Origin of the sequence: Rhodococcus sp. WAY2 (assembly GCF_009859915.1) — a bacterium.
Lineage (GTDB): Bacteria > Actinomycetota > Actinomycetes > Mycobacteriales > Mycobacteriaceae > Rhodococcus_F > Rhodococcus_F oxybenzonivorans.
Genome location: NZ_CP046573.1, coordinates 569,651 through 591,271 on the forward strand (window position 1 = coordinate 569,651; position 21,621 = coordinate 591,271).

The 21,621-nt window shown below is 64.7% G+C and carries 17 protein-coding genes; 10 read left to right on the plus strand and 7 right to left on the minus strand.

Annotation, left to right across the window (positions count from 1 at the left end):
- Positions 1-558: 558 nt before the first annotated feature.
- From GFS60_RS32710 to GFS60_RS32720, 3 genes are read right to left on the minus strand one after another with little or no spacing between them, the layout of a single operon-like run.
- A complete protein-coding gene (locus GFS60_RS32710; protein ID WP_159928467.1) occupies positions 559-1,356 on the minus strand; it encodes a hypothetical protein in 798 nt (265 codons plus the stop codon).
- Positions 1,356-3,314 carry a hypothetical protein gene (locus GFS60_RS32715; RefSeq protein ID WP_159928469.1) on the minus strand — a complete coding sequence of 653 codons (1,959 nt, stop codon included), beginning with the start codon at positions 3,312-3,314 and terminating at the stop codon, positions 1,356-1,358. The genes GFS60_RS32710 and GFS60_RS32715 overlap by 1 nt, the downstream gene beginning before the upstream one ends.
- On the minus strand, positions 3,311-3,700 hold the full coding sequence (locus GFS60_RS32720) for a hypothetical protein (protein WP_159928471.1): 390 nt from the start codon (positions 3,698-3,700) through the stop codon (positions 3,311-3,313). Before GFS60_RS32720 ends, GFS60_RS32715 begins: the two co-directional genes overlap by 4 nt.
- A 142-nt stretch (positions 3,701-3,842) precedes the next feature.
- Here GFS60_RS32720 and GFS60_RS32725 point away from each other — a divergent pair, with 142 nt between their 5' ends.
- Positions 3,843-4,787 (plus strand): phospholipase D family protein, encoded by a 945-nt coding sequence (locus GFS60_RS32725; protein ID WP_159928473.1) that lies wholly within the window; start codon positions 3,843-3,845, stop codon positions 4,785-4,787.
- Positions 4,788-5,611: 824 nt separating this feature from the next.
- On the opposite strand, the gene GFS60_RS32730 is transcribed toward GFS60_RS32725, so the two are convergent.
- The 3 genes from GFS60_RS32730 to GFS60_RS32740 form a co-directional block, all read right to left on the minus strand.
- Positions 5,612-6,757, minus strand: coding sequence for an acyl-CoA dehydrogenase family protein (locus GFS60_RS32730; protein ID WP_201453703.1), 1,146 nt, complete (start codon positions 6,755-6,757; stop codon positions 5,612-5,614).
- 146 nt (positions 6,758-6,903) lie between these two features.
- Entirely contained in the window at positions 6,904-7,839 is a 936-nt protein-coding gene (locus GFS60_RS32735) for an alpha/beta hydrolase (protein WP_328799846.1), read from the minus strand.
- A complete protein-coding gene (locus GFS60_RS32740; RefSeq protein ID WP_236603614.1) occupies positions 7,836-9,479 on the minus strand; it encodes a flavin-containing monooxygenase in 1,644 nt (547 codons plus the stop codon). Before GFS60_RS32740 ends, GFS60_RS32735 begins: the two co-directional genes overlap by 4 nt.
- A gap of 287 nt (positions 9,480-9,766) precedes the next feature.
- Between GFS60_RS32740 and GFS60_RS32745 the strand changes: the two genes are divergently transcribed.
- The 8 genes from GFS60_RS32745 to GFS60_RS32780 all read left to right on the plus strand — a co-directional run bounded on the left by GFS60_RS32745 (position 9,767) and on the right by GFS60_RS32780 (position 19,330).
- Entirely contained in the window at positions 9,767-11,152 is a 1,386-nt protein-coding gene (locus GFS60_RS32745; RefSeq protein ID WP_236603615.1) for a class I adenylate-forming enzyme family protein, read from the plus strand.
- On the plus strand, positions 11,152-11,922 hold the full coding sequence (locus tag GFS60_RS32750; RefSeq protein ID WP_159928364.1) for a TnsA-like heteromeric transposase endonuclease subunit: 771 nt from the start codon (positions 11,152-11,154) through the stop codon (positions 11,920-11,922). Before GFS60_RS32745 ends, GFS60_RS32750 begins: the two co-directional genes overlap by 1 nt.
- On the plus strand, positions 11,919-13,988 hold the full coding sequence (locus GFS60_RS32755) for a Mu transposase C-terminal domain-containing protein (RefSeq protein ID WP_159928366.1): 2,070 nt from the start codon (positions 11,919-11,921) through the stop codon (positions 13,986-13,988). The genes GFS60_RS32750 and GFS60_RS32755 overlap by 4 nt, the downstream gene beginning before the upstream one ends.
- Positions 13,979-15,022: an ATP-binding protein gene (locus GFS60_RS32760; protein WP_159928368.1), complete on the plus strand. Its 1,044-nt coding sequence runs from the start codon at positions 13,979-13,981 to the stop codon at positions 15,020-15,022. The genes GFS60_RS32755 and GFS60_RS32760 overlap by 10 nt, the downstream gene beginning before the upstream one ends.
- 50 nt (positions 15,023-15,072) lie before the next feature.
- Complete coding sequence (locus tag GFS60_RS32765; RefSeq protein WP_159928370.1) at positions 15,073-15,897, plus strand: TniQ family protein; 825 nt, start codon at positions 15,073-15,075, stop codon at positions 15,895-15,897.
- 91 nt (positions 15,898-15,988) lie between these two features.
- Entirely contained in the window at positions 15,989-16,369 is a 381-nt protein-coding gene (locus GFS60_RS32770) for a class I adenylate-forming enzyme family protein (RefSeq protein ID WP_328799847.1), read from the plus strand.
- Between the two features lie 1,369 nt (positions 16,370-17,738).
- Positions 17,739-18,614, plus strand: a complete 876-nt coding sequence (locus GFS60_RS32775; protein WP_159928477.1) for a mycofactocin-coupled SDR family oxidoreductase — start codon at positions 17,739-17,741, stop codon at positions 18,612-18,614.
- Positions 18,615-18,934: 320 nt separating this feature from the next.
- On the plus strand, positions 18,935-19,330 hold the full coding sequence (locus GFS60_RS32780; protein WP_236603665.1) for a carboxyl transferase domain-containing protein: 396 nt from the start codon (positions 18,935-18,937) through the stop codon (positions 19,328-19,330).
- 56 nt (positions 19,331-19,386) lie between these two features.
- Here the strand turns inward: GFS60_RS32780 and GFS60_RS32785 are convergent, their stop codons facing one another.
- Complete coding sequence (locus tag GFS60_RS32785) at positions 19,387-20,322, minus strand: LysR family transcriptional regulator (RefSeq protein WP_159928479.1); 936 nt, start codon at positions 20,320-20,322, stop codon at positions 19,387-19,389.
- Positions 20,323-21,138: 816 nt separating this feature from the next.
- Between GFS60_RS32785 and GFS60_RS40005 the strand changes: the two genes are divergently transcribed.
- The gene (locus tag GFS60_RS40005; protein ID WP_268962658.1) at positions 21,139-21,555 is read left to right on the plus strand and encodes an alpha/beta hydrolase; all 417 of its coding nucleotides are present in this window, start codon (positions 21,139-21,141) and stop codon (positions 21,553-21,555) included.
- The last annotated feature ends 66 nt before the right edge of the window (positions 21,556-21,621 follow it).

The window sequence follows — 21,621 nt, forward strand, 5'->3', positions numbered from 1 at the left end:
AACGCGCAGCCCGGCATGTGAACGTCGTCACAACATCAACTCATCTGTGAATGTACCCGCCGCCGAGATCACGACCGAAGACGGTGCGGTGACCTGCCCATGAGCCCCCGTCAACTCCGACGGAAACCACAGCGATCGGTCACATCACTATCCCGCTGGAGCGCTTTTGCTGCGTCGAGAATCACCGGATGGTCCAGGTTCAGGGGTGCGACCCGCACCAACTCGGGGCGCAGCCAACTACCCAACAACGGCCACCGCGGGCCGTGATATGACGACCACGAAACCGCTTGCCACCTAGGTGCCCCGGCTGCCCCGGTGCTGCCGCGGACAGGTACGGGAAGATGCGGTAGACGAACAGTCAGGCGGCCCCGGTATGCCACGCGTAGCCTGTCGAGTAACACACACCGATGGGTGAGATGCCTACGGTGACCGAATTCGTCAGCCGGATTCAACGGGGTATGCGGAAAACCCTCGGTCGCACGTCGCCTGCCGCTCAAGCCTCCGTACTCCTGTGTCTCTTCCCCGCGCTATGACCTGCGCAAACGGCACGTCCCCAGATCAGATCCAGTCGATGTGGACGGAGTCGATGTGGTCGAAGTGGAATCCGAATTGGTCGCTGTATCTGTCGAAGCCCTTGTTCTCGGGGTAGTCGAGGGTGGCGTGCCGCTCGAGCAAGGCGACGACCCGGGCGTGATCGTCGCCTGCGAGGGCGGCGGCGAGTTCGCGGGACTCCTCACTGGTGAACGGGGTGTCGGAGTTCGCGAAGTCCAGGGTGCGGACCCGGTAGTCGTAGCCCTCGTCGGCGCCGTTGCGGACCATGACACCACCCTTTACCCGGATGACCGCGGTCTTCGGTGTTCCATCCGGGCGTAACACCCCGGCACGTTTCATGATGTCCTCGGCCCGCACGTTTTTCAGTTTTTTGCTGGCGTCGGCACGCAGTTCGTTCGTCTCCCCGGACCGGTATCGGGACACCGCCGAGCGGGACCGTCCGATCTTCGCGGCCACCGCATCGATACCGCCGAGGCGTTCGATCGCCGCCCGCCGTTGCGCCCGCTCGAGCACATCCGCATGGGGGATGCGGCCCTGTTGCGCCCACCGGCGCAACGTGCGGTCGGACGGCGGGGTGCGGCCGGCGTCGATCGCCGCCTGGCGTAAGCCCTCGTTCCCGAGCTCCTTCCGCAATTGTTTGACCGTCACCTTGCTGGTCAGCCCGGCCAGTCCCCCGGTTGTGACCTGCTTCGACTTCTCCACCCCACTGGTCGCGGCATTCGCCACGGACACTTTGAGGCCGTCGAGCCCGACCGCCTGCTGGGCCGGTTTCTTCGTCCGCGGCTTCGGCAGATGCAAAGCCATCAGTCCACCCCCGCCCCATCATCGTCGGCGGCGTCCTCGTCGTCGGCGAAGGCGGCCTTGATCGCCAGGTTCACCTCGTGCACATCCGCCGCCGACGCCACCGCATCCAGGAGGGTGTCGGTGAGGGCCACGTCCTTTTCCACCGTCATCTTTCCCAGCGCCTCGCTCAGGTCGGCAATGTCCTCACCGTCGGGGAGGAGGTACACCCAGGAGTCGGTGACGGTGCGGACCGGCCAACGATGGTGCTCGCGGGCGATGCGCATCGCGACACGGCGGCCCCGCCACCGGCAATGCGCAATGATCGACGCCCGCCACAACGGCTGATGATGATGCACCATGCGGGTAGAAGTCCACATGTCCGGGTTCACCATCCGCCCGATGTACCCCTTGTAACAGGACCCGAGAAACCCCTTCATCGCCGCATCCCGGGTGTCCACAGCGGTCTTGCGGGCCTCACGCAGGATCTTCGCCCACTTGTCCAGCACCCGCCCCTGCTGCGGATACACCCACGCCTCGGTGACGTCAAGATCGTCGAGATCGGCACCGATCCCACCATCCGCCACCGGCTCCCGCAGGGCATCGAGAGTGACGGTGGTGACCCAGGTCTGCACCGGCTGATCGGCGAGCATGTGCGGATGCGGCAGAGGCAGCTTCTCGGGCAGCGACAAGGCCTGCCCCGCCGGCAGGGTGATCCGCCACAACCCGAACGGGGTGCCCTTCTCCCCCACCGCCGCGGCCGCGGCCGCCCCACCGGTCAAATGTGTGGGTTGCCCGTAACCGAGTTCGAGCATCCCGGCCGAGGCCAAATAGGCGGCGCGTTGGTCGATCGACACCAACCGGTCCGCATCCTCGAGGTCACTCGCCTCCGGGACCCGGGTCCAGCCGACCGCGGGCTCGAGGTCCCCGCGCGGCGCCCCGTCGAGCGGCGGCACCGGTCCGGCGGTCGTCACCACGATGCCTTTACCGCTGCGGGTGCGTTCCCGTTTGATTTTGTCGATGATCGCGGCGCCGGTGCGGGCCGGTGTCGGCCCGGGGAGCACCCCGAGATGCTGGGCGCACCATCCCAGCCGGCGGCCCAGTTCCCGCGCGGCCGGTAGGTCGTCGTCCGGGAGATAGGTTCCTGCAGTGGGTGAGCCGAGGACACCCATATCGCCGACCCGGTTGTGCCAGCCGAAGTCCTTGTTCCAATAGGTCCACACATACGGTTCGATCACCACATCGATCATCGACGTGAAGTTCCCGATCGTGCGGGACAGGTGCACCACATGCCCGGGTTCGCCGCGCAGCTCCCACCCCGCACCGAGCAACGGGGGAAGGGTGGCATGGAGGGTGGCGGTCAACTCGGCTGCGGCGCGGGTCCGCAACGCTTCCATGTCGTCGACGTCGTCCTCACTGCCCGGATCGATCACCCACCCGAGGAGCCCACACGCGGCCAACCCGACGACCCAGATCTGTGCGGGTGCACCCAACGGGGTCAAAGAGGCCCAGCGAATCAGCTTGTCCAGCTTCTCGAGTGAATCGACCGGACCGGTCAACTCCTTTCCCGAAGGGGTGTACGTACCGGCGGCGGTCACGATCAACGCATGCCCATCCGCGGCCTCACCAGCCGGCAGCGCCTCCCACACCGGCGGTACGGCCGCGACGCTCCCGGCCGCATCACTGTCCGCGTCGGTGGTGTCCAGGTCGGGAGACTCCGGGCCCGTGGGAGTTTCGGCGACCGTGGGAGTTTCGGCGACCGTGGGAGTTTCGGCGACATCAACCTGCTCGTCCGACTCAGCGTCCCACTGCTCGTGGAATTCAGGGTGCGTGGCAATGGTCGGTTCCGAGCCCGACTGATCGGTGACACCCACCGAATCGGTTACGTCAGGGAGACCGTCCTTCTTGGCGGATTCCGGGGACGCCGCCGGGGTGGTGTCGGGCAGGGTGAACAGGGGGATTTGCTCCCACGGGGAGCTCATGACTCCTGCTCGACGATCCGGCCGTCGAGATCGGCCGGTGGGACACGGTAGCGGTCGAAGAACTCCTGCAGAGCGACGTCTACAACGTTGGTCACCGTGGATTGACGGTGGTTCACCAGCCAGTTCAACCGGGCCTCCGTCGAGACCAGTACCCGGGTGTTGAGCGGAACCTTCGTCGGCCCCTTCCGCGGCTCCAGCTTCGCCGTCAACTCCGGACTCGGCGCCCCCGACCCAGAAACACCCCCCGCGCTGGCACCGCGCTTTCCCGACCGAGCGGCACCTGCGCGTCCACCCCCGGTCGGGCGGCGGGCGCCGCCCCCAGTGTCTCCCACTTTCGCCATACCCACCCCACTCGTGTCCGCCCGTGTTACTTCGGTTTCAGTCATCCTACCCACTACACGCCTTCTTGCACGCATCTACGCACGCACACGTGCGTGCATATTTCCGTGCAGAGTGGATGCAGAACAGTGGCGACGGCATTAACGGCTTTTGCCCGCCCGCGCCGGTGGCCGGTTACCGTCTGTCGGTATGGGGACCACCTTCCACGGGCCGAGCCCGTGGCCGCATATCACCCGCGCGATCCGCACTCGGGGCGCCCGGTACGCCGCGATCGGCTACCTCGGGCAGGACGCACCCGAACTGCTTCCGCTGCGCGCCGGGGACCTGCTGGTGGTCAACGCGTCCAAGGCCGCTATCCGGGCGCACGCCACCTCCCCCGCCGCACTCACCTACTACCTGAACAAGGGGGTGCGGGTGTTGTCGTCACCGACCCTGCACGCGAAGGTGATCGCGACCAATACCCGGGCGGTGATCGGGTCGGCGAACGCGTCCGAGAACTCCACCCTCGCCGATGACGCTGTGGTCATCACCGACGACCCCGAGATCGTCGCCGGTGTCCGGAAGTTCATCGACGGCCTCGACGAGATCACCGAGGTCGATCAGGTGTTCCTCGACGACGCGATCCTCGAGTGGGAGATCGGCCGCGCCGTCCCCCTGCCCGGGGTCACCGGCCGCGTTCGCACCGACACGGATTTCCTGCCCACCCCGGTGCGGCGGATGTTCGTCCAGCACGCCGTCGATTACGAACCCACCGACACCGAACAGCAGGTCCTCGACAGCCAGCGGGGCCGGCATTCGACGGCGGGCGGGCCGGCGGTGAAGTACCAGCTCGAGTCGCTCCGCCTCGACACACGCGGCACTCTTCGGCGCGGCGACGTGATTGTCTTCGTCTCCACCGGCGACGAGTGGATCCACCCGCCGGCCGTGGTGATCTCCGATCCGATGCGGATCCCGCGGTCGGGCGGAGCGGTGTTGTTCTTCCTGCGCACCCGCACCGACCTGCCACCCGTGCCTCTCACCGACGCCGAGAAGGCGCTCACCGACCTCGGGCACCCCGGCTCACGGCTACGGACCGATCACTACGTCCGCTCCCCCACCCTCCGGACCGCGCTCCTCGCACTGTGGGACCTCTGAGCGGACACGCCCACGAAATGAGCTGCACACCGGGACCATCGAGCCGCCCGGCCCCTCGAACGCGCCGAAGTCTGCACGGAACTCGACGACAACGTTCTCGTCCGCGAATTTTCGTTCTCGACAATGCCTGGCGTGTAACTGCTACTTTCTCTCCCACCGCCGAACCCAATCTCCGTCGATGCCGTCGACCGATTCCACCACTACCCACTCCGCACGAGAAGTGACTACCGGAGTGGTCAATTGTGGCACAGGTTCGTCTCGTGAAACTGGGTGGCGGCTTCGTCGTCTGTGCACGTCAACGCCACTCGGTGCTCGTAGCGGACCCGCCGAATCGCCACGGAAATGCCAACTACGCTGTCCGTCCACGTCTCGATTCTCGTCAACATATTTAGCATTCCCGCAGGTCGCGTATGCCAACTCCATTGAGAGCGGACATCCGTCCGCTGCCGTGCCCATCACTATGCCGAAGCAATGGTAGAACGACCCGGCAATTCCCACCCCAGTCCTGCCTGGTGTAGTGACATAGTTCGCCTACTGAAGGCCTTCTATCGCTCGCGAAGTGTCGAGATCGCCTGGCACTGTCTCCTACTCGGTGGAATCCGGATCGCGAGTGATGCCTCGATAATCGACCACAAACCGTCACCGGTCACCGGCGCTAACCATCCGCTACGAACACATCGCCGAATTCCTCCGCCTGGCCACCACCCTCTTCAGCTCCAGGAAACTCGCCACATAAGACACGCTCTATGGCATGACGTAATGCAGCGAGTACTTGATTCGCCACTCGCGTCGAGATCGCTGCGGCGGTTCCTTTTCGGGATGTCTCAGGTGTGGAGTCCGTCGAGTTTGGTGAGGACTTGCAGCATTACTTCGTCGGCACCGCCACCGATGGACGTCAGCGCCATGTCCCGGAGGAATCGGGCGGTCCAGGTTTCCTCCATGTAGCCGATTCCGCCGTGGTACTGCAGGCAGGTCGCTGCCACCTCGCGGGAGAGCCGGCCGATCTCGAGCTTGGCCACCGTCGCGTAGCGGCTGGTGTCCTCGCCGCGCATGTAGGCCTCGGCGCAGGCGTAGTTGTAGTGCCGCAGCATGTCGAGGCGGGCGTAGAGTTCTGCGAGCCGGAACGCGACGTGCTGGTTGTCGATGAGGGCCTTGCCGAACGCGGTCCGCTGCTTGAGGTAGTCGCGGGTCCGGTCCAGGGCCTGCTGCAGTCCCCCGACCCGGTCGTAGGCAGCGCTCATCCGCTCGTTCTGGAACTGGGTCATCTGCTGCTGGAAGCCCCGGCCGATCTCCCCGATGGTATTGGTGACGGGGACCCGCAGGTCCGTGAACGTCAGCTCGGCGGTGTCGGAGGACCGCATCCCCAGTTTGTCGAGCTTGCGGGAGACCGCGAAGCCCGGCAGGTCGGTCGGCACCACGATCTGGGAGAAACCCTTCGCGCCGGGCTCGTCGGAGGTGCGGGCGAGCAAGCAGATCCAGTCCGCCTGGGTTCCGTTGGTGATGTAGAGCTTCGATCCGTTGATGACCCAGTCGTCGCCGTCACGCACTGCGCGGGTGCGTAGCCGTGCGACGTCGGATCCGGCGTCCGCTTCGGTCACCGCGATCGAACACACCGCCGTGCCGGCGATTGCGGGCGCGAGATACGCTTGTTTGAGTTCTTCGCTGCCGAAGCGGTGCAGCGACGGGGTGGCCATGTCCGTCTGAACTCCGATCGACATGGGGACACCGCCGGCGTCGATCCGGCCGAGTTCCTCCCGCAGGATGACCGTGTACAGGTGATCGGCGTCCTGCCCGCCGTAGGCGCTGTCGTATTCGAGGCCCAGCAGACCGAGTGCACCGAGTTTGGGGAACAGTTCGTGTGCCGGGAACCCGCCGTCGGCTTCCCACTTGTCGACGTTCGGCTGGATCTCCTTGTCCACGAACTGGCGAACCATCTTGCGGAACGCGATGTGCTCTTCGGTGAACATCACCATGTCGGTGATTCCTCTCTATATGTCTCAGCTTTTCGGCCGAAGTCGCTTGCTGCGCCGCTGCTTGCTCTGCCCGAGGGCTGTCGCCGAAGGAGGTGGGCGGTGGAAGCTGACGCTGTTCCACCGACCAACCTTCTGCGATTCGTCTAGCTCGCCAGGCCGAGGCGGTCGCGGAGCCACCGCCCGGCGTTGGCGATGGTGGTGTCGGCTTCTGTGGACTTGCCGGCCATGAATAGGTAGACGTGCTGTTGGCCGGGCTGAATCTCCAGCGTCACGTCGACTCCCGCGTCGCGGGCCTTGTCGTGGAACCGTTCGGCGTTGTCCTGCAGGGTCTCCGCATCGCCTGCGCTGACGAAGACAGGCGGTAGCCCGGCCAGGTCGGCATACAACGGGTTGGCGAGCGGTTCGGTCCGCGACGTCTCCCCAAGATAGAGCGTGACCATCAACTCGCTGACATCACGGGATACCAGAGCCTCACTGTCGGCGTTGCTCTCCATCGTCTTGCCGAGGTTTTCCATGTCCAACCACGGGGAGAAACCGAGAATGGCGGCCGGCAGCGGCTCGCCGAGCTCACGCAACTTCAGGGCGGTTGTAACGGAAAGATTTCCACCCGCCGAGTCACCCGCGGTAGCAGTATTCTCCGGCCGGTAGCCCCTTGCGCGCAGCCACTTGTGCACGGCGACGAGGTCCTCGATCTGCGCGGGAAAAGGAAACTCCGGCGCCAGGCGAAAGTCCGGAATGATCGCTTGAACTCCCGCAGCCTTGGCAACGTGCGCGGCAAGCTTGCGGTGACTGGCTGCGGACCCGGTCACGCAGCCTCCACCATGGGCGTACACCAGGATGTGCTCCGTGCTGGCACCGGCCGGGGTGGCGAGGATGGCGAACACGCCACCGGCGTCGACGTCCTGGTAGGTGACGTCGGTCGGCTCGGCCGCGAGCAACGCCAGGCTGTCGAGCATGTTGCGAAGCGTGGCGATGTCCATCTCCGGATTGGCTGCCATTCGAGCGGACATCTCGGTATAGCTGTCCTTCAACGCATTAGGAAGAGCGGTACCCATGTTGTTCTCCTGTCGCTTGGTCACGATGTCTTGGTAAGAGTGAAGCCTTCGAAGCCCTCGTCGATGCAGGCTTGTGCTTCCTGCCGATAGGCTCCGGCGCCGGCGAAGTAGAACAGGCAGGCGTGCGGCTTTCCGGGAATGTTGTCGCCGAGCCACCAGGCGCCCTTGCCCTTGACCAGAACTGTCGCGTTGACGATGTCATCGAGATGCTTGCGCCACCTCTCGACCGCGTCAGGATCGGCCTCCATCCGCTCGATCCCGTTGTCGTGCATGTGCTGCAGGGCGGCACCGATCCACTCGACGGTCCCCTCAGCGACGACGGGGATGTTGGCGAAGGGTGTCTGTGGTCCGCCCACCATGAACATGTTGGGGAAACCGTCCACGCCGATTCCGAGCTGCGTGCGGGGTCCGTGCTCCCACTTGGAGCGCAGCCTTACGCCGTCGCGGCCCCGGATGTCGATCTGGTTCAGCGTCCCGGTCACCGCGTCGAATCCGGTGGCGAAGATGATGATGTCGGCGTCGTACTCTTCGTCGCCGACCTGGACCCCGTTGGGGGTGATACGGGTGATCGGAGTCGTGCTCACGTCCACGAGTCGGACATTGTCGCGGTTGTAGGTCTCGTAGTAGTAGTGCCCGAGCGGGGGCCGCTTGCCGCCAATCGGATGGTCCTTGGGACAGAGCAATTCGGCGGTCGCAGGGTCCTCGACGATCATGCGGATCTTGTTGCGGACGAAGTCCGCTGCGATCTTGTTCGCTTCGTCGTCGACGAGGATGTCGTCGAAGGTTTCGAAGATGAACCCGAACCCGCCGATCTCCCAGCCGCGCTCGAGGATCCGTTGGTGCTCGTCGGGAGTGACGTCGGCCCTGGTGCGGCCGGCGGGGTCCATCGGAAAGCCGTAGAAGTGCTGGCGGGCCTGCTTCCAGATCGCCTCGTAGTTGGCCTTGATCTCGCGGTCCTCGAAGTCGGTGAGGACGTCGTTTCGCGCGGGCAGGACCCAGTTCGGGGTGCGCTGGAGGACCGTGAGTTCGGCGGCCTCGCGCGCCACCTGCGGGATGATCTGCACCGCCGTGGCCCCGGTACCGACGACGGCGACCCGCTTGCCGGCGAAATAGACGCCCTCCTCCGGCCACCGCGCGGTCTGGAACCACTGGCCCTCGAAGTCGGCGAGCCCGTCGAAATCGGGAAGGTACGGCTGCGACAGCGGTCCTGTGGCCGTGATGAAGTACCTGCAGGTGTAACTCTGCCCCCGGTCGGTAGTGACGGTCCAGGTGGTGCTGGCATCGTCGAACTCCGCTGACTGCACCTTCGTGTCGAACTCGACATCGCGCCGCAGATCGAACTGGGTAGCCACGTGCTCGAGATACGACAGAGTCTCGGGCTGGGCCGGGTATCGCTCACTCCACCGCCAGTTCTGCTGCAACTCCTCGGAGAAAGAGTAGGCGTAGACCCAGCTCTGGCTGTCCACGCGGGCTCCGGGGTACCGGTTCCAGTACCAGGTGCCGCCGACGTCGGAGCCCGCTTCGATCACCCGCGCCGACAGGCCCAGCCCGCGTAGTTCCTGCAGCATCCGCAGCCCGCTGAAGCCCGCACCGACGACCACCGCATCGAAATCCGTAGACCTCCCATGCGGCGCGTCTCTGTGCGTTTCGATCTGTGTAGACATCTCTGATCTCCGTTTCCGGCCCGGGCTCTCGGCACGGGCGCGCTCGGGTTGCTGTGTGCCCCCGAAACACATCAACCCGCTCATTTTGTGGGGTGGCCGCTCGCGGCGGGGGTGTGCTGTTGACGCTGCCTTCTGCGCACTGTGCGCGTCAACGGCGAAGAGGTCGTTGGGTGATAGGAAACGCAGATAGGGCGATACCCAGACGAGGGCTAGCCGCGATAGTTCCGGCGTTTGAGAATCAGACCGGGGCCAGCTGCGAGGCCCTCTGGCGAATTGGAGTAAAGACGATGTCCCTACGTCCGGAACTCGGCGGTGTCGCGCTACTGACCGTCAATCTCGTGCAACGGGTCTGCCTCGGTGACCTGCCCACCCGCGCAGCTCAGCAATTCCCGCACCGGCCCGCGGTTGTGGACGGGGACGTGGTGCTGACCTACAGCGAACTGGAGGCGCGGTCGAACGCCGCCGCAGCCGGACTACTCGACCTCGGTCTGCAGAGGGGTGATGTGGTGGCGATGCTGATGCCCAATTGCTGGGAGTTCCTGGTGACGTTCTTCGGCTGCGCGAAGATCGGTGTGGTGTGCATGCCGGTCAATCTCGGCATCACGGCCGAGGGCGTAGCGTTCCAGTTCGACGACGCCCGCCCGAAGGTGGCTGTCGTCGAGGAGTCGTTCGCGGCGCTGCTCGAGACGGCCCTTGCCGCGACCACGGTGTCGTCGGTAGAGCGCGTCGTGGTGGCCCGTACTGGCGCCCCTCACGCCGAGCTCGCCGGCATCCCGGTGATGCCGTTCGCGGAGCTCATCAGCGCAACGGTCCCCGCTGTCGAGGTCCTAGTCGAGGACCGTGACATCGCTCAGTGCTTGTACACCTCCGGTACCACCTCGCGTCCCAAGGCCGTCCTGACCAGCCATGTCGCAGTGATGATGGCCGCGCTGAGTACTTGCGTGCAATTTCGGCACGAACGGGGAGATAGTTGCTCGGTTTTTCCCATCGTGCTGCCTCTGTTTCACGTCACTGCCCTGAACTGTCTGACGTTGCCGGTGCTGCTTACGGGTGGGACCGTGGTGCTTCACCGTAGCTTCGATCCGAATGCACTTCTGCATGATCTCGCCGCCAGACAAGTCACTCATTTGATGCTGCTGCCGGTCATGTGGGGTCAGCTGGTGGACGCGGCGGGCAAGGGAGCGCCTGGTAGCGAAAACGTACGAATGGCGATCTACGCCATGGCTCCGATGAGTCAGCAGCGTCTGGACGAGATACGCGAGGTGTTCCCGAACGCCGATGTCGTGCTCGGATCCGGCCAGACCGAGTTCACCCCGCCGTCGGTGCTGCAGTGGCCGTCGCACCAGTGGGACAAGAACGCCTCATGGGGCACCGCCGTCATTACCACCGACGTGCGCATCATGGGGCCGAACGGCAAGCTGCTGCCACGCGGGCAGGAAGGCGAGATTGTCTACCGCGGCCCGCAGGCGATGCAAGGCTACGGCAACAATGAGGCGGCCAATACGGCTGCCTTCACGCACGGGTGGTTTCACAGCGGCGACGTCGGCTGTCCCGTCTCATTGAACTTGAGGCAGTCTCATCAATCTGAGGCATTCGGCGTGTCGTCTCACGAAGTTGAGGCACCCGGTGTTCTACTTTGGGCTGTTCGTGCTGCGTCGAGTCCAGGGTTGTGATGGTGGCGAGGGGTGTAGCGGCGGCGACGGCCATCATCCATCACGCGGATGGGTTCGAGCTGCGGTTCTTGGAGGTCGGTTCGGCGGGTGTGGTTGAGCGTCGGGACGCGCTGGCGATGTGCTGGGCGACGCGGTTCGAGGATGTGCCGCCGGTGCGGCAGTTCCCCTCCTATCGGGGGCAGCGGAGTTTTTCGGGTGAGTATTTCGCTGCCCGCATGGAACGCCATGTCGGGTACGAGTCGTGGTTGGAGCGGGATCAGCTGATGATGCTGGACTTCTCACCGCGTGTGAGGTCGTTCGCGGCGCAGCCGTTTTGGCTGTCATGGCAGTCGGGCGGCAAGACCCGTCGCCATGCCCCTGACTTCTTCGTCCGGATGGTCGACGGCCGTGGTGTGGTGGTCGATGTGCGCGCCGACGACCGAATCAAGGACGAGGATGCCGCGGCGTTCGCGGTCACGGCCGCAGCGTGTGAGTCGGTGGGCTGGGGTTATCGCCGGGTGGGCACGGTGGACCCGGTGTTGTCGGCGAATGTGCGATGGCTGGCCGGGTATCGGCATCGCCGATGCCTGAACGATGCCCACCGCGACATGCTGGTGGAGGTGTTTTCCCACCCGTCACCGCTGGTGGCTGGCGTGGAGAGGGTCGGCGATCGGCTCGCGATGCTGCCGTCGTTGTTTCATCTGATGTGGACCGGGGTCCTGGTTGCCGACCTGGTGTCGGCGCCCTTGACCGGGGAGTCTGTGGTCAGGGTGGCTGGGGGTGGCCGATGACGGTGTCGCGGCCGGCTGAGCTGCGGGTGGGCGAGGAGATTGAGGTCGACGGGGCCGCCTACACGGTCACGGGCTTATCGGGGACCGAGGTCCGGTTGGTCGATGTGGCCGGCGGCGAGCGCAGTATGGGGTTGCCGGAGTTGCTGTCCGCGCCGGGGTTTCGGGTGGTGACCCGGGTGGCGGCGTTGCCGCCTCGAGGGCTATTTGATGGTGTCGCCCCCGAGATGGTGGAGCAGGCGCGATGGTGGGAACACCACATCGTCGAGGTGATCGCGGGCGTTCCACCGGAAGCGGGGCGGGCCGCCCGGCCTCGACCGGAGTACGACCCGGCGGTGCACAGTCTGCGGCAGCGCGAGTTGGCGAAGGTCAACGAGCTCTCTCTTGACGGCAATGAATTGGCGTTGAGCACGTTTCAGCGTTGTCGCCTGGCCTACGAGAAACACGGTGTGTGGGGTTTGATCGACCACCGCTCGACCCGTAAGGCGGGCGCGCGGACCGACGAGCGTGTGCTCGCCGCGATCGACCGGGCAGTGCTCGAACAGACGAACCAGTCGACGGGGACGGTCACTCGGCTGCGGCGGCGGGTGGAGCAGATCCTCGTCGAGGAGCACGGTGTCGATCCGGCGTCGGTGATGCCGGCGCGGGCCACGTTCTATCGGCTGGTCGAGCGGATCTCGGCGGGCAAGCACACCTTCGGTTCGGCGCGGACGCGTCGCTCGTTGGCGCAGCGGCCGGACGGCCCGTTCGGGACGGTCACCGCGCTGCGACCGGGTGAGTGGACGCAGATCGACTCGACTCCGTTGGACGTGCGGGTGGTGTTGGACAACGGGATGGTCGACCGGGTCGAGTTGAGTTGGATCGTCGACGTGGCCACACGGTCGGTCCCGGCGGCGGTGTTGCGGCCGACGACCAAGGCGGTGGATGCGGCGCTGCTGCTGGCGCGGGCGATGACCCCGGAGCCGATGCGGCCGGGCTGGTCGGATGCACTGCGCATGTCGCGGTCGGTGCTGCCGCACCGACGACTGACCGATATCGATCAACGGCTCGAGCACGCCGCCGCGCGGCCGGTGATCGTGCCGGAGACCATCGTGTGTGATCACGGCATGGTCTACATGTCACAGGCATTCCGCAACGCCTGCCGAGCGATGGGCATCAACCTGCAACCCTCCCACGAAGGCTCCCCGTGGGAGAAGGGCACCGTCGAAACGAGCTTTTCCGCGGTGGGCACCCTGTTCGCGCAGTACGTCGCGGGCTATGTCGGCAGCAGCGTCGAGCGCCGCGGCCGAGGCGCCGAGGACAGCGCCGTGTGGTCGATGGTCGAGTTGCAACAGCTGCTCGACGAGTGGCTCGTCTCGACCTGGCAGAACCGTCCCCACGACGGGCTGCGGCATCCGTTGATCCCCGGCAAGGCGCTGACCCCCAACGAGATGTATGCCGCGCTGGTGGAAACCGCGGGATACGTGCCGGTGCCGTTGACCGCCGACGACTACATCGAATTATTGCCGGCGGTCTGGCGGGCGATCAACGCCTACGGGGTGAAGATCGGACGCCGCACCTACGACTGCGCGGCGCTGACTCCCCACCGCCGCCAGCACTCCGGGGTGAACGCGCGAAAAGGATTGTGGGAAGTGCACTACGACCCCTACGACGTCACCCGGATCTGGGTCCGCAATCATCACGACGGCGGCTGGATACAGGCCCCGTGGACCCACTTGCGGGTCGGGCCGACACCGTTCGGGGAACAGGCCTGGGATCACGCCCGACAGATGCTGGCCCGCCGCGGTGAGGACCCGGTGACGGAAGCCGAGATCGCGAGCGCCGCAGCCGCATTGCTGGACTCCGCCGAACGCGGTCCCGCACGTGAGAAGCCGACCAAGAAGGACAAGCGGGTCGCCGGCCGGACCAGAGCAGTGGCAGCGGCCGATCGGACACTGCCGCCGACGGTGTCCGGGCCCCCGCCGCGATGGGATGACGACGAGGACAACGACGAGGACAACGGTCAGATGGCGGACGTGATCCCCCTCGGGGTCTTCGACGCCCGTGAGGAGGCCAAGAAATGGTGGTAGCCGGTCACATCAACGATCCGGCGGACGAGTTCGACTCCGGACTCGAGACCGACCGGCGGGAGCCGACGATGACACTCGCCGGGTGGCGACGGTTCGTCGACACCCCCGCCGCCCACTTCGACCTGCTGCCTGAACAGCGGTGGGCGAAGTTGTCGGAGCAAGACAAGGACGCCTACGACGAGGCACGGCTGAACTATCACTCGGAAATGATCATCGTCGCGACGTCAACGCTGCGTGACGTGGCCCGACAGGGCCGGTTGTTGACCCTGCTCAACCGGCGCGAGATCAGCGCCCGCCGCGGGCTGATCGTGTCCGGTCCACAGACCACCGGCAAGACCACCGCCCTCAAACAGCTCGGCCGCGCCCACGAGCTGATGGTGCGGCAACGCTATCCCGAGCGCTCCGGCGATCGCATCCCGGTCGTCTACGTCACCACCCCACCGAAAGGATCGCCGCGCAAACTGGCGATGGAGTTCGCCCGCTTCCTCGGCCTGCCGCCGGTCAAACGCGGCTACAACACCACCGACATCGCCGACGCGGTCTGCCAGGTCATGATCGCGGCCCGGGTGGACCTGGTACTGGTCGACGAACTGCACAACCTGAACCTGGCCACCTCCGCCGGCGAGGACATGTCCGACCACCTCAAATACTTCACGGAGCACCTGCCCGCAACGTTCGTCTACGCCGGGATCGACATCGAGCGTCGGCTGTTCACCGGGGTGCGTGGCAAGCAGATCGCCGGGCGTTGTGTGCTGATCAACACCGGCCCGTTCCCCTGCGACGCCGAATGGAAGGCCCTGATCGCCACCCTCGACGACGCGCTGCGTCTGCACCGTCACGAGCCAGGGACGCTGACTCGCCATGCCCGCTACCTGCACCGGCGCACCGGCGGCATGATCGGCAGCCTCTCACACCTGGTCCGCGCCGCCGCCCAACTGGCGATTCTGGAAGGCGAAGAGGCCATCACCCGCAAACTCCTCGACTCCATCCCGGTCGACCACGCCGCCGAGTCCGCACGCAACGGCGCCGCCTGATGTTCCCCTTCGGCACCCGACTCACCCCACCTTCCCGTCTGCCTCGACCCGTGCCTCCGTTCCACCGGGAAACCCTTGCCTCCTACCTCTACCGGCTCGCCACCGCCAACCAGCTCCACCCCGACGATCTCGGCGCCCACCTGACCGGCGCACGCCGAACACGCGCACCGATCACCCTGCACGGCCTGGCCGCCGCAACCGGCCGATCCCCGCGCAGCCTCAGCCACGCCCTGCCCGAACTACGGATCGCGTCGACTCCGACCGCTCACCCACCAGAACCCCTACTCACCCGCCGGACCGTCTGCCGGCACTGCGCCGCCCGTCGCGACGCGTTCCGATTCGCGACCACCTGGCAGCCTCCCGAGGTCAATATCTGCCCCACACACCGGATCTGGATCGGGCCACCCGTCCGCGGCCACGGCGTCCCGCAACTCGACGTCAGCGCCGTTCCCGAAATTCTGCACGCTCAACGCCGCCACTACCGGCTGGCCCGGCGCCACGGGCGCCGAACCGCCGCCGACGCGTTCGCCGAAGCGGCCCACATCACCGCGCTCTGGGCCCGGCACGCCTTCCACGACCGCGGCCGAGCACGGCTGATCCGCGCACTTGTCGACCGCCCTCCACTCACCGGCAGATTACGTCCCGACGACCCCATCACACCGGTCGTGACCTATCCGCAGACCGTCGACCTGGCCCGGGTACTCGCCACTCCCTACTGGCGTCGACCCGCTTCAGGCGACACCGACGACCTCCCACGATTCCAGCAGGACATCGACACACACCTCGGCATCGAGTACCACCCCGAAAACAGTCCCTACGACCCGCTGTTCGGCTGGTTCACCAAACACCACGACCCACACGCCGCAATTCGATGACATGCCTCAACATCATGAGACAAAACGCGATCATTGCGTCTCACCAATCTGAGGCACACCAGGTCAAGCCCCTGACTCTGCCTCACTTTCGATGAGACAAGACATCGGCTACCTCGACGACGAAGGCGTCTTGTGGTTCACCGACCGGATCAAAGACATCGTCAAGTCCGGCGGGGAGAACGTCTCCTCTGTTGAGGTCGAGCGAGCCCTGCTGGGCCATCCGGACGTGGCCGATTGTGCGGTCGTCGGGATGCCGGATGACCGCTGGGGCGAGAGTGTGACAGCAGTAGTGGTCCCGGTCCCCGGCCGAACAATCGCCGACGACGCGATCCGCAGCTTCGCGAAAGAGCACCTGGCCGGATACAAGGTACCGAAACGCGTTGTCGTGGTCGACGGACTGCCCAAGACCAGCACCGGCAAGATCCAGAAGCACCGAGTGCGCGCACAGCTCGAGTCGCGGACTCAGGCGTAAAGGCAGAGCCTGCTGACTCCATCGAGATAACCGGAGATCGCCAGAAGGTGCGGCACGTCTCGCTCGGACGCGGCTCTTGGCGAACGATCGAATCGGTTCGCCGCTAAACGATTCCGCTCTCTTCTGCTGAATCAGACTTCATCACGGTCGCTGACCACCCCTGTCAGGCCTCGGCTCTCGCGCGAACCGCAGGAGATTCGCCCGGCTACGGAGGAGCCTTCGGGGACGCGGCGACGGGACGAGTGCGTAACACGACCCTTGAATCGTAACTGCCGTCAAGGTCGAACGCATTCGGTCACCGATGCGCCGACAGATCACCTTGGCGTTCTCGGCAAATGCGATCACATCACGTCGTGTCTGGTCAGGCTGACAGGCGACGGTGATCGTTGACGGCGCCCACGCCGGTCAATGGCACGATCCATGAGGCAGAGTCCTCCGAGAACCATCCACTAAGGGCTCGGCGCGGCGGCATCACCACGTCCTCGAACCTCGCCGTGAACTTCTATCTGTCCACGGTTCCCACCGGCAGGGGACGCACATACGACCCGACCCGTTCGTCGCTGAGGGGCCAGAAATCCGTCATGCCGCGGCCCGGCAAGTTCGGCAATCGGCTCGTCGCGCCGATTGCATCGGCTTTCAGAGATGTTGCCCCCGGCCAGGCGATGGTTACGACCGGCACATAACACTCATCGATCATCGAGCAGAGACTTGGTGTCCAGCAGTCATCGGATGCAGGTGGGCGAACGAGTGCCCCGTCCACCTCACCGTCGTCGGGCGTATCGAACTGCAGGGCGAACCTCCGTTCCCGAAACTCGATCGACGATGCCGCATGTGTGTCGCGGAAGGGGCTTAGCGGCGGCTCGAACAGCTTCCCGGTGGCATGTCACCCCAGAGGAGCCCAACCGTAATTTCGCGGCCGGCCTCAGCGTCCACGTGAATCAGCTGGACCGCCTGCGCCAAATCGCGAATGATGTTCCAGGCCTTCTCCATACGCATTCGTTCCACCGGGTGAATTCGAACCCACCCGGCGAACGGTTCAGCAGTGTCGCACCGAACGTCACGTCCAACCGGGACGATCTGCGACAGCTGCGGCTGCACGATGTAGAGCTTAGGCGCTGCGTAACAGAGACGCCTTCTTCGACAGCGGCAACAAAGATTCGCTGTGACCGCGGACAAGTCAAGCCGATACCGCGGTGAACCAGAGCATATAGAGCGGACCGCGCCTGAGGAATAGGCTTGAGGTGCTCATTCATGACCCGATTGAATGAGACGAAATCCTAATAGCCCGATATGAATTCGAGTACTGGCATGACTCGGCAGGCGACATAGCATCGTTGTATCAATCGGAACGACGACAAGAGGGTCACTGATGAGTCGAATGGATGGAAAAGTCGCATTTATTACTGGTGCCGGCCGCGGGCAGGGTCGAGCACACGCGCTGAGACTCGCCGAGGAGGGGGCCCACATCATCGCCCTCGACTGCCCGAGCCAGGGCGCAATCCCTCACCCACTGGCGACCGAAGACGACCTGAACGAGACCGTGAAATTGGTCGAAAAGCTCGATCGGCGCATCCTGGGTCTCGTGGGAGACGTTCGAAATCAGGCCGATCTCGACTCAGCAGTCGAATCCGGCTTAGCCGAGTTCGGTCGGATCGACGTCGTGGTGGCCAACGCCGGAGCATGGAGCACCGGCCCGTTCTGGGAGATTCCCGAAGAGCAGTGGAAGGATGTTGTCGACATCGATCTGCTCGGTGTGATGCGTACCTTGAAGGCGGTGACGCCGCACATGATCGAGCGCGGGACCGGTTCCATGATCGTCATCGCGTCGGTGAACGGCCGGGAGGCGGGGGCGAACTATGCGCACTACGTCAGCGCCAAGCACGGTGTCCTCGGCCTGATGAAGGCTGTGGCGCTTGAACTCGGACCGCACGGCATCCGCTGTAACGCGGTGCTGCCCGGTGTCGTCAGAACGCCGATTCTCGACTGGCAGGGCGGGTGGGACCTGATGGCGGGCGGTCCTGGATTGGGAACCAGGGAAAGCATGGAATCCGGCGGCAAGGCGTATGCCCTACTGAAGGACGTCGGAATGCTCCCTCCGGAGGCGACCAGCGAGGGTGTGCTCTGGCTGGCCTCCGACGAGTCGCGCTATGTCTCAGGTCAGGAGCTGGTGATCGACGGTGGACACATGCTTCTGCCAGGACTGAACATGGCCAATATCGCTGCAGCGGCCGCCGAGCAGAGCTGACGCCTGGGCGGAACCGGTCGTCCGGTGTGGGCTCATCGCTACCGACGAGCCCACACCGGTTATCAGTGGCTGGCCCACGAATTCACGATTTGAGCGAGATGTACCAGTAACTGTCTGTTCACTCGCTTCGAGTCCATGTCCGAGCAGTCCCTGCTCGATCGCCGGGCGATCCTCGGCGCCCCCGCACGGCTCGAGTCCCCCGCGGACCGCGTGCTCGACGCGAATGGACCAACATCCGTCGAACGCCACCCCCCTCGCGGAAGTTGCTCGCCCACGAACAGGTCGATCCGCTCCTGGACGAGGACACGCCGTTCCCCGAGTTGTCATACTACGCCGGGGCGCACGATCCTGACGAACAGCCCCGCGTCCGGCTCATCACCGGGATCGGTCCGGCCAGCGGCGTGGAGTGCATGATCATCGCAATCAGTCGACGGTCGAAGGTGGCTCGCTCAACCCCCCCCGATACCACCGTCAAGCAGGTGCGTGCCCTCGACATCGCCGAGCGCAAGCGGCTGCCTATGATCACGCTCGTCGAATCCGATGGCGCAGGTCGTCCCCGTCAGACCGACATCTTCGTGCCTTCACGGACCTTCCTTGAACTCACCCGCCTCACGGCCGCCGGAATCCCGACCGTTTCTCTCGTCCTCGGCAGTTTCACCTGCGATGCGTACGTTCCGGGGATGAGTCGGTATACCGTGCTGGTCAACCTCTGCTGACTCAGGAGTGCCTTCGCACGCTCAGCAGTCGTGTGCCGGCTCCGTTGAAAACGGACTTACCGAGAAAGCTCGCAGAGATTGCCGCCGGGAATACGATCGATCATGAGGCGGCTGATTTCCTGTGCGCAGGCTGCGAAGGCACGAACTTCGGGCCTCGTCTCCTCCTGGTTGAATGCCACAGCGATCTCGGATGGCGTGGCATCGTTGAGCGGAATCGCCCTGAGCGACGAGTCCTCAAGGCCCATACGCCAAGTGCTCCCCGCAATCGGCATGAGAACATGCTCGAACATCAGCGTGAATTTCAGTTCAGCGACCGTCACCGCGGGCGTGCTGCAGGTCTGACCGGGCTCCTGACGAATGTCGTTCAGAAGCCAGAAATCGATCCAGCTACGAGGAACATTGACAAGATCAATCATGGGTTCGTAGAGGATGTCTTCGACAGACAAGCTACTGGCGTCCGCTAGGGGGTGAGTTTTACTCATGCACACCATTCGGGGTTCGCTGAAAAGCGGCAGAACAGTAAGACGATCGTCGGAGCACGGTGGGCGCACAAGCGCGATGTCAACATTGCCATCCGCCAGCCCGCTGAACTGTTCGTCGAAAGTGCACTCATGAATCTTGATCGGTACGCCAGGATGTGCGTCCTTGAATGCCCTCACGATGGGCACGGTCAGTTCTGCTGCTGCAATCTGTCCTGCCATCAGACCAACGACTAGCGGACGCGCTACCGCAGTGTCCCGCACCTTCTCGACCGCGTGATCGAATCTACGAATAAGGTGCCGCGCTTGATCGAGCAGAACGAGGCCGGCGGGGGTCAGCTCAACTCCGCGGTGCGAACGTTCGAAGAGGTCCACACCGATCTCTCGTTCCAGCCTTCGAATGACCTGCGAAACTTGAGGTTGGGCGGTGAAGCACTTCTGAGCCGCGCGGCGAATGCTGCCTTCTTCAGCTACGGCAACGAACATCCTCAGGTGCCGTACATCCATGTCCATCTACGTGTTCTCCTGACTGCCTGGACGAGCGCGGCGCTAACGACAATCATCCCATCGATGTGACCTATATTACAGACAGCCGCTGGGGTCGAACGTGAGGTGTGCCGCGCATCAGACAGGTGACTTCCCGCCGAGCTTCCGGTGGCGGCAGACCCCGTTTCCGCCGGTCAGTTTCTCGCACTCGGCCTGGGCGCCGCGTTCACGGCCGGGGCGTCCACCGCCTGTCGCGTTTCTCGCGCCAAACACACCCGGGACTCCCCCGGTGCAGACATCGACTTCCTAGTCGGCGTTCCTGCTCGCGTGACGAATCCCCAGCGTCACTGGACGACCCGAGCCTCACCGCCGCGCAGCGAGTGCCGTTGCGCTCGCAGGGCGAGAGTCAGCAGCCGTGCATCTTGATCAATGCTCACCCACCACGATCGGACCGAAGTCTCGTCGCGCACCCTCGCTCGGACGTTTCCACGCGGCGATGCCTGCGGCCCGGCGCGCAAGGGATCGATCCGCGAGAGCGGTGAGCAGATTTCTATTTGCACGCCCAGGCCGCGTTATGGAAATGGACCGATACGAAAAGCATGGCACGCGAGAGCAATCACCGACCTACCCACACTGTGACCCACAACATAGCCTTTCGTACAGAGCCTCCGGCCCGTATTGACATCCCAAGGACGACTCAGTGTGAGGACTCGAAGGAAGGACAAGTCATGGCCAGCGCATGTCCGCGAATCACGGGATGGGTGTTGTCACCCTGCGATCCAAGCCCTAAGAACTCACCACTCGCCGACAGCAACCATGCAAGCAGGACAGTGCTGAAGCTTCGTGAAGCCGGACAGCCCCTGCCGGCCGCAATCGTGGGCTTCTCGCCATAATTGGACGGAACATCACGGCAGTGCGCTCAAAACGACACCGACACTGATCCCCCGCCACTCGAGACGTAGCCGACATCATGTCGACGATGTTCCTGGGACATCTCCCCTAGGCCGGTTGGTCAATCCACTCCACGCCGACCTCGTTGGGTTGTCGCCGCTACTGGTGATCGCGGGCGGCTCCGAGACGCTGCTCAACGACTCCGAGCAGCGCTCTGACCGAGCCGTTGCGGCAGGAGTCGAAGTCGAACTCAGCACGTATTCGGAACAACAGCACATTTTCCCATTCATGGCGGGCGGGGCCGCAGAAGTGGACACGGACATCGCCGAGTTTGGGATGCGGCTCCGTGCGCGGTTTGGACCCAACTGAAATATCGATGCGGGGAACACTTTCCGCAGGAATTCGTAAGACGCAAACAATCACAAGGAGGCGGAA

Excerpts from the sequence above, each read along its gene's own strand:
- GFS60_RS32710 (WP_159928467.1), bottom strand. The coding sequence starts at position 1,356 with ATGGCTTTGCATCTGCCGAAGCCGCGGACGAAGAAACCGGCCCAGCAG.
- GFS60_RS32715 (WP_159928469.1), bottom strand. The coding sequence starts at position 3,314 with ATGAGCTCCCCGTGGGAGCAAATCCCCCTGTTCACCCTGCCCGACACC.
- GFS60_RS32720 (WP_159928471.1), bottom strand. The coding sequence starts at position 3,700 with ATGACTGAAACCGAAGTAACACGGGCGGACACGAGTGGGGTGGGTATG.
- GFS60_RS32725 (WP_159928473.1), top strand. The coding sequence starts at position 3,843 with ATGGGGACCACCTTCCACGGGCCGAGCCCGTGGCCGCATATCACCCGC.
- GFS60_RS32740 (WP_236603614.1), bottom strand. The coding sequence starts at position 9,479 with ATGTCTACACAGATCGAAACGCACAGAGACGCGCCGCATGGGAGGTCT.
- GFS60_RS32745 (WP_236603615.1), top strand. The coding sequence starts at position 9,767 with ATGTCCCTACGTCCGGAACTCGGCGGTGTCGCGCTACTGACCGTCAAT.
- GFS60_RS32750 (WP_159928364.1), top strand. The coding sequence starts at position 11,152 with ATGGTGGCGAGGGGTGTAGCGGCGGCGACGGCCATCATCCATCACGCG.
- GFS60_RS32755 (WP_159928366.1), top strand. The coding sequence starts at position 11,919 with ATGACGGTGTCGCGGCCGGCTGAGCTGCGGGTGGGCGAGGAGATTGAG.
- GFS60_RS32760 (WP_159928368.1), top strand. The coding sequence starts at position 13,979 with ATGGTGGTAGCCGGTCACATCAACGATCCGGCGGACGAGTTCGACTCC.
- GFS60_RS32770 (WP_328799847.1), top strand. The coding sequence starts at position 15,989 with ATGAGACAAGACATCGGCTACCTCGACGACGAAGGCGTCTTGTGGTTC.
- GFS60_RS32775 (WP_159928477.1), top strand. The coding sequence starts at position 17,739 with ATGAGTCGAATGGATGGAAAAGTCGCATTTATTACTGGTGCCGGCCGC.
- GFS60_RS32785 (WP_159928479.1), bottom strand. The coding sequence starts at position 20,322 with ATGGACATGGATGTACGGCACCTGAGGATGTTCGTTGCCGTAGCTGAA.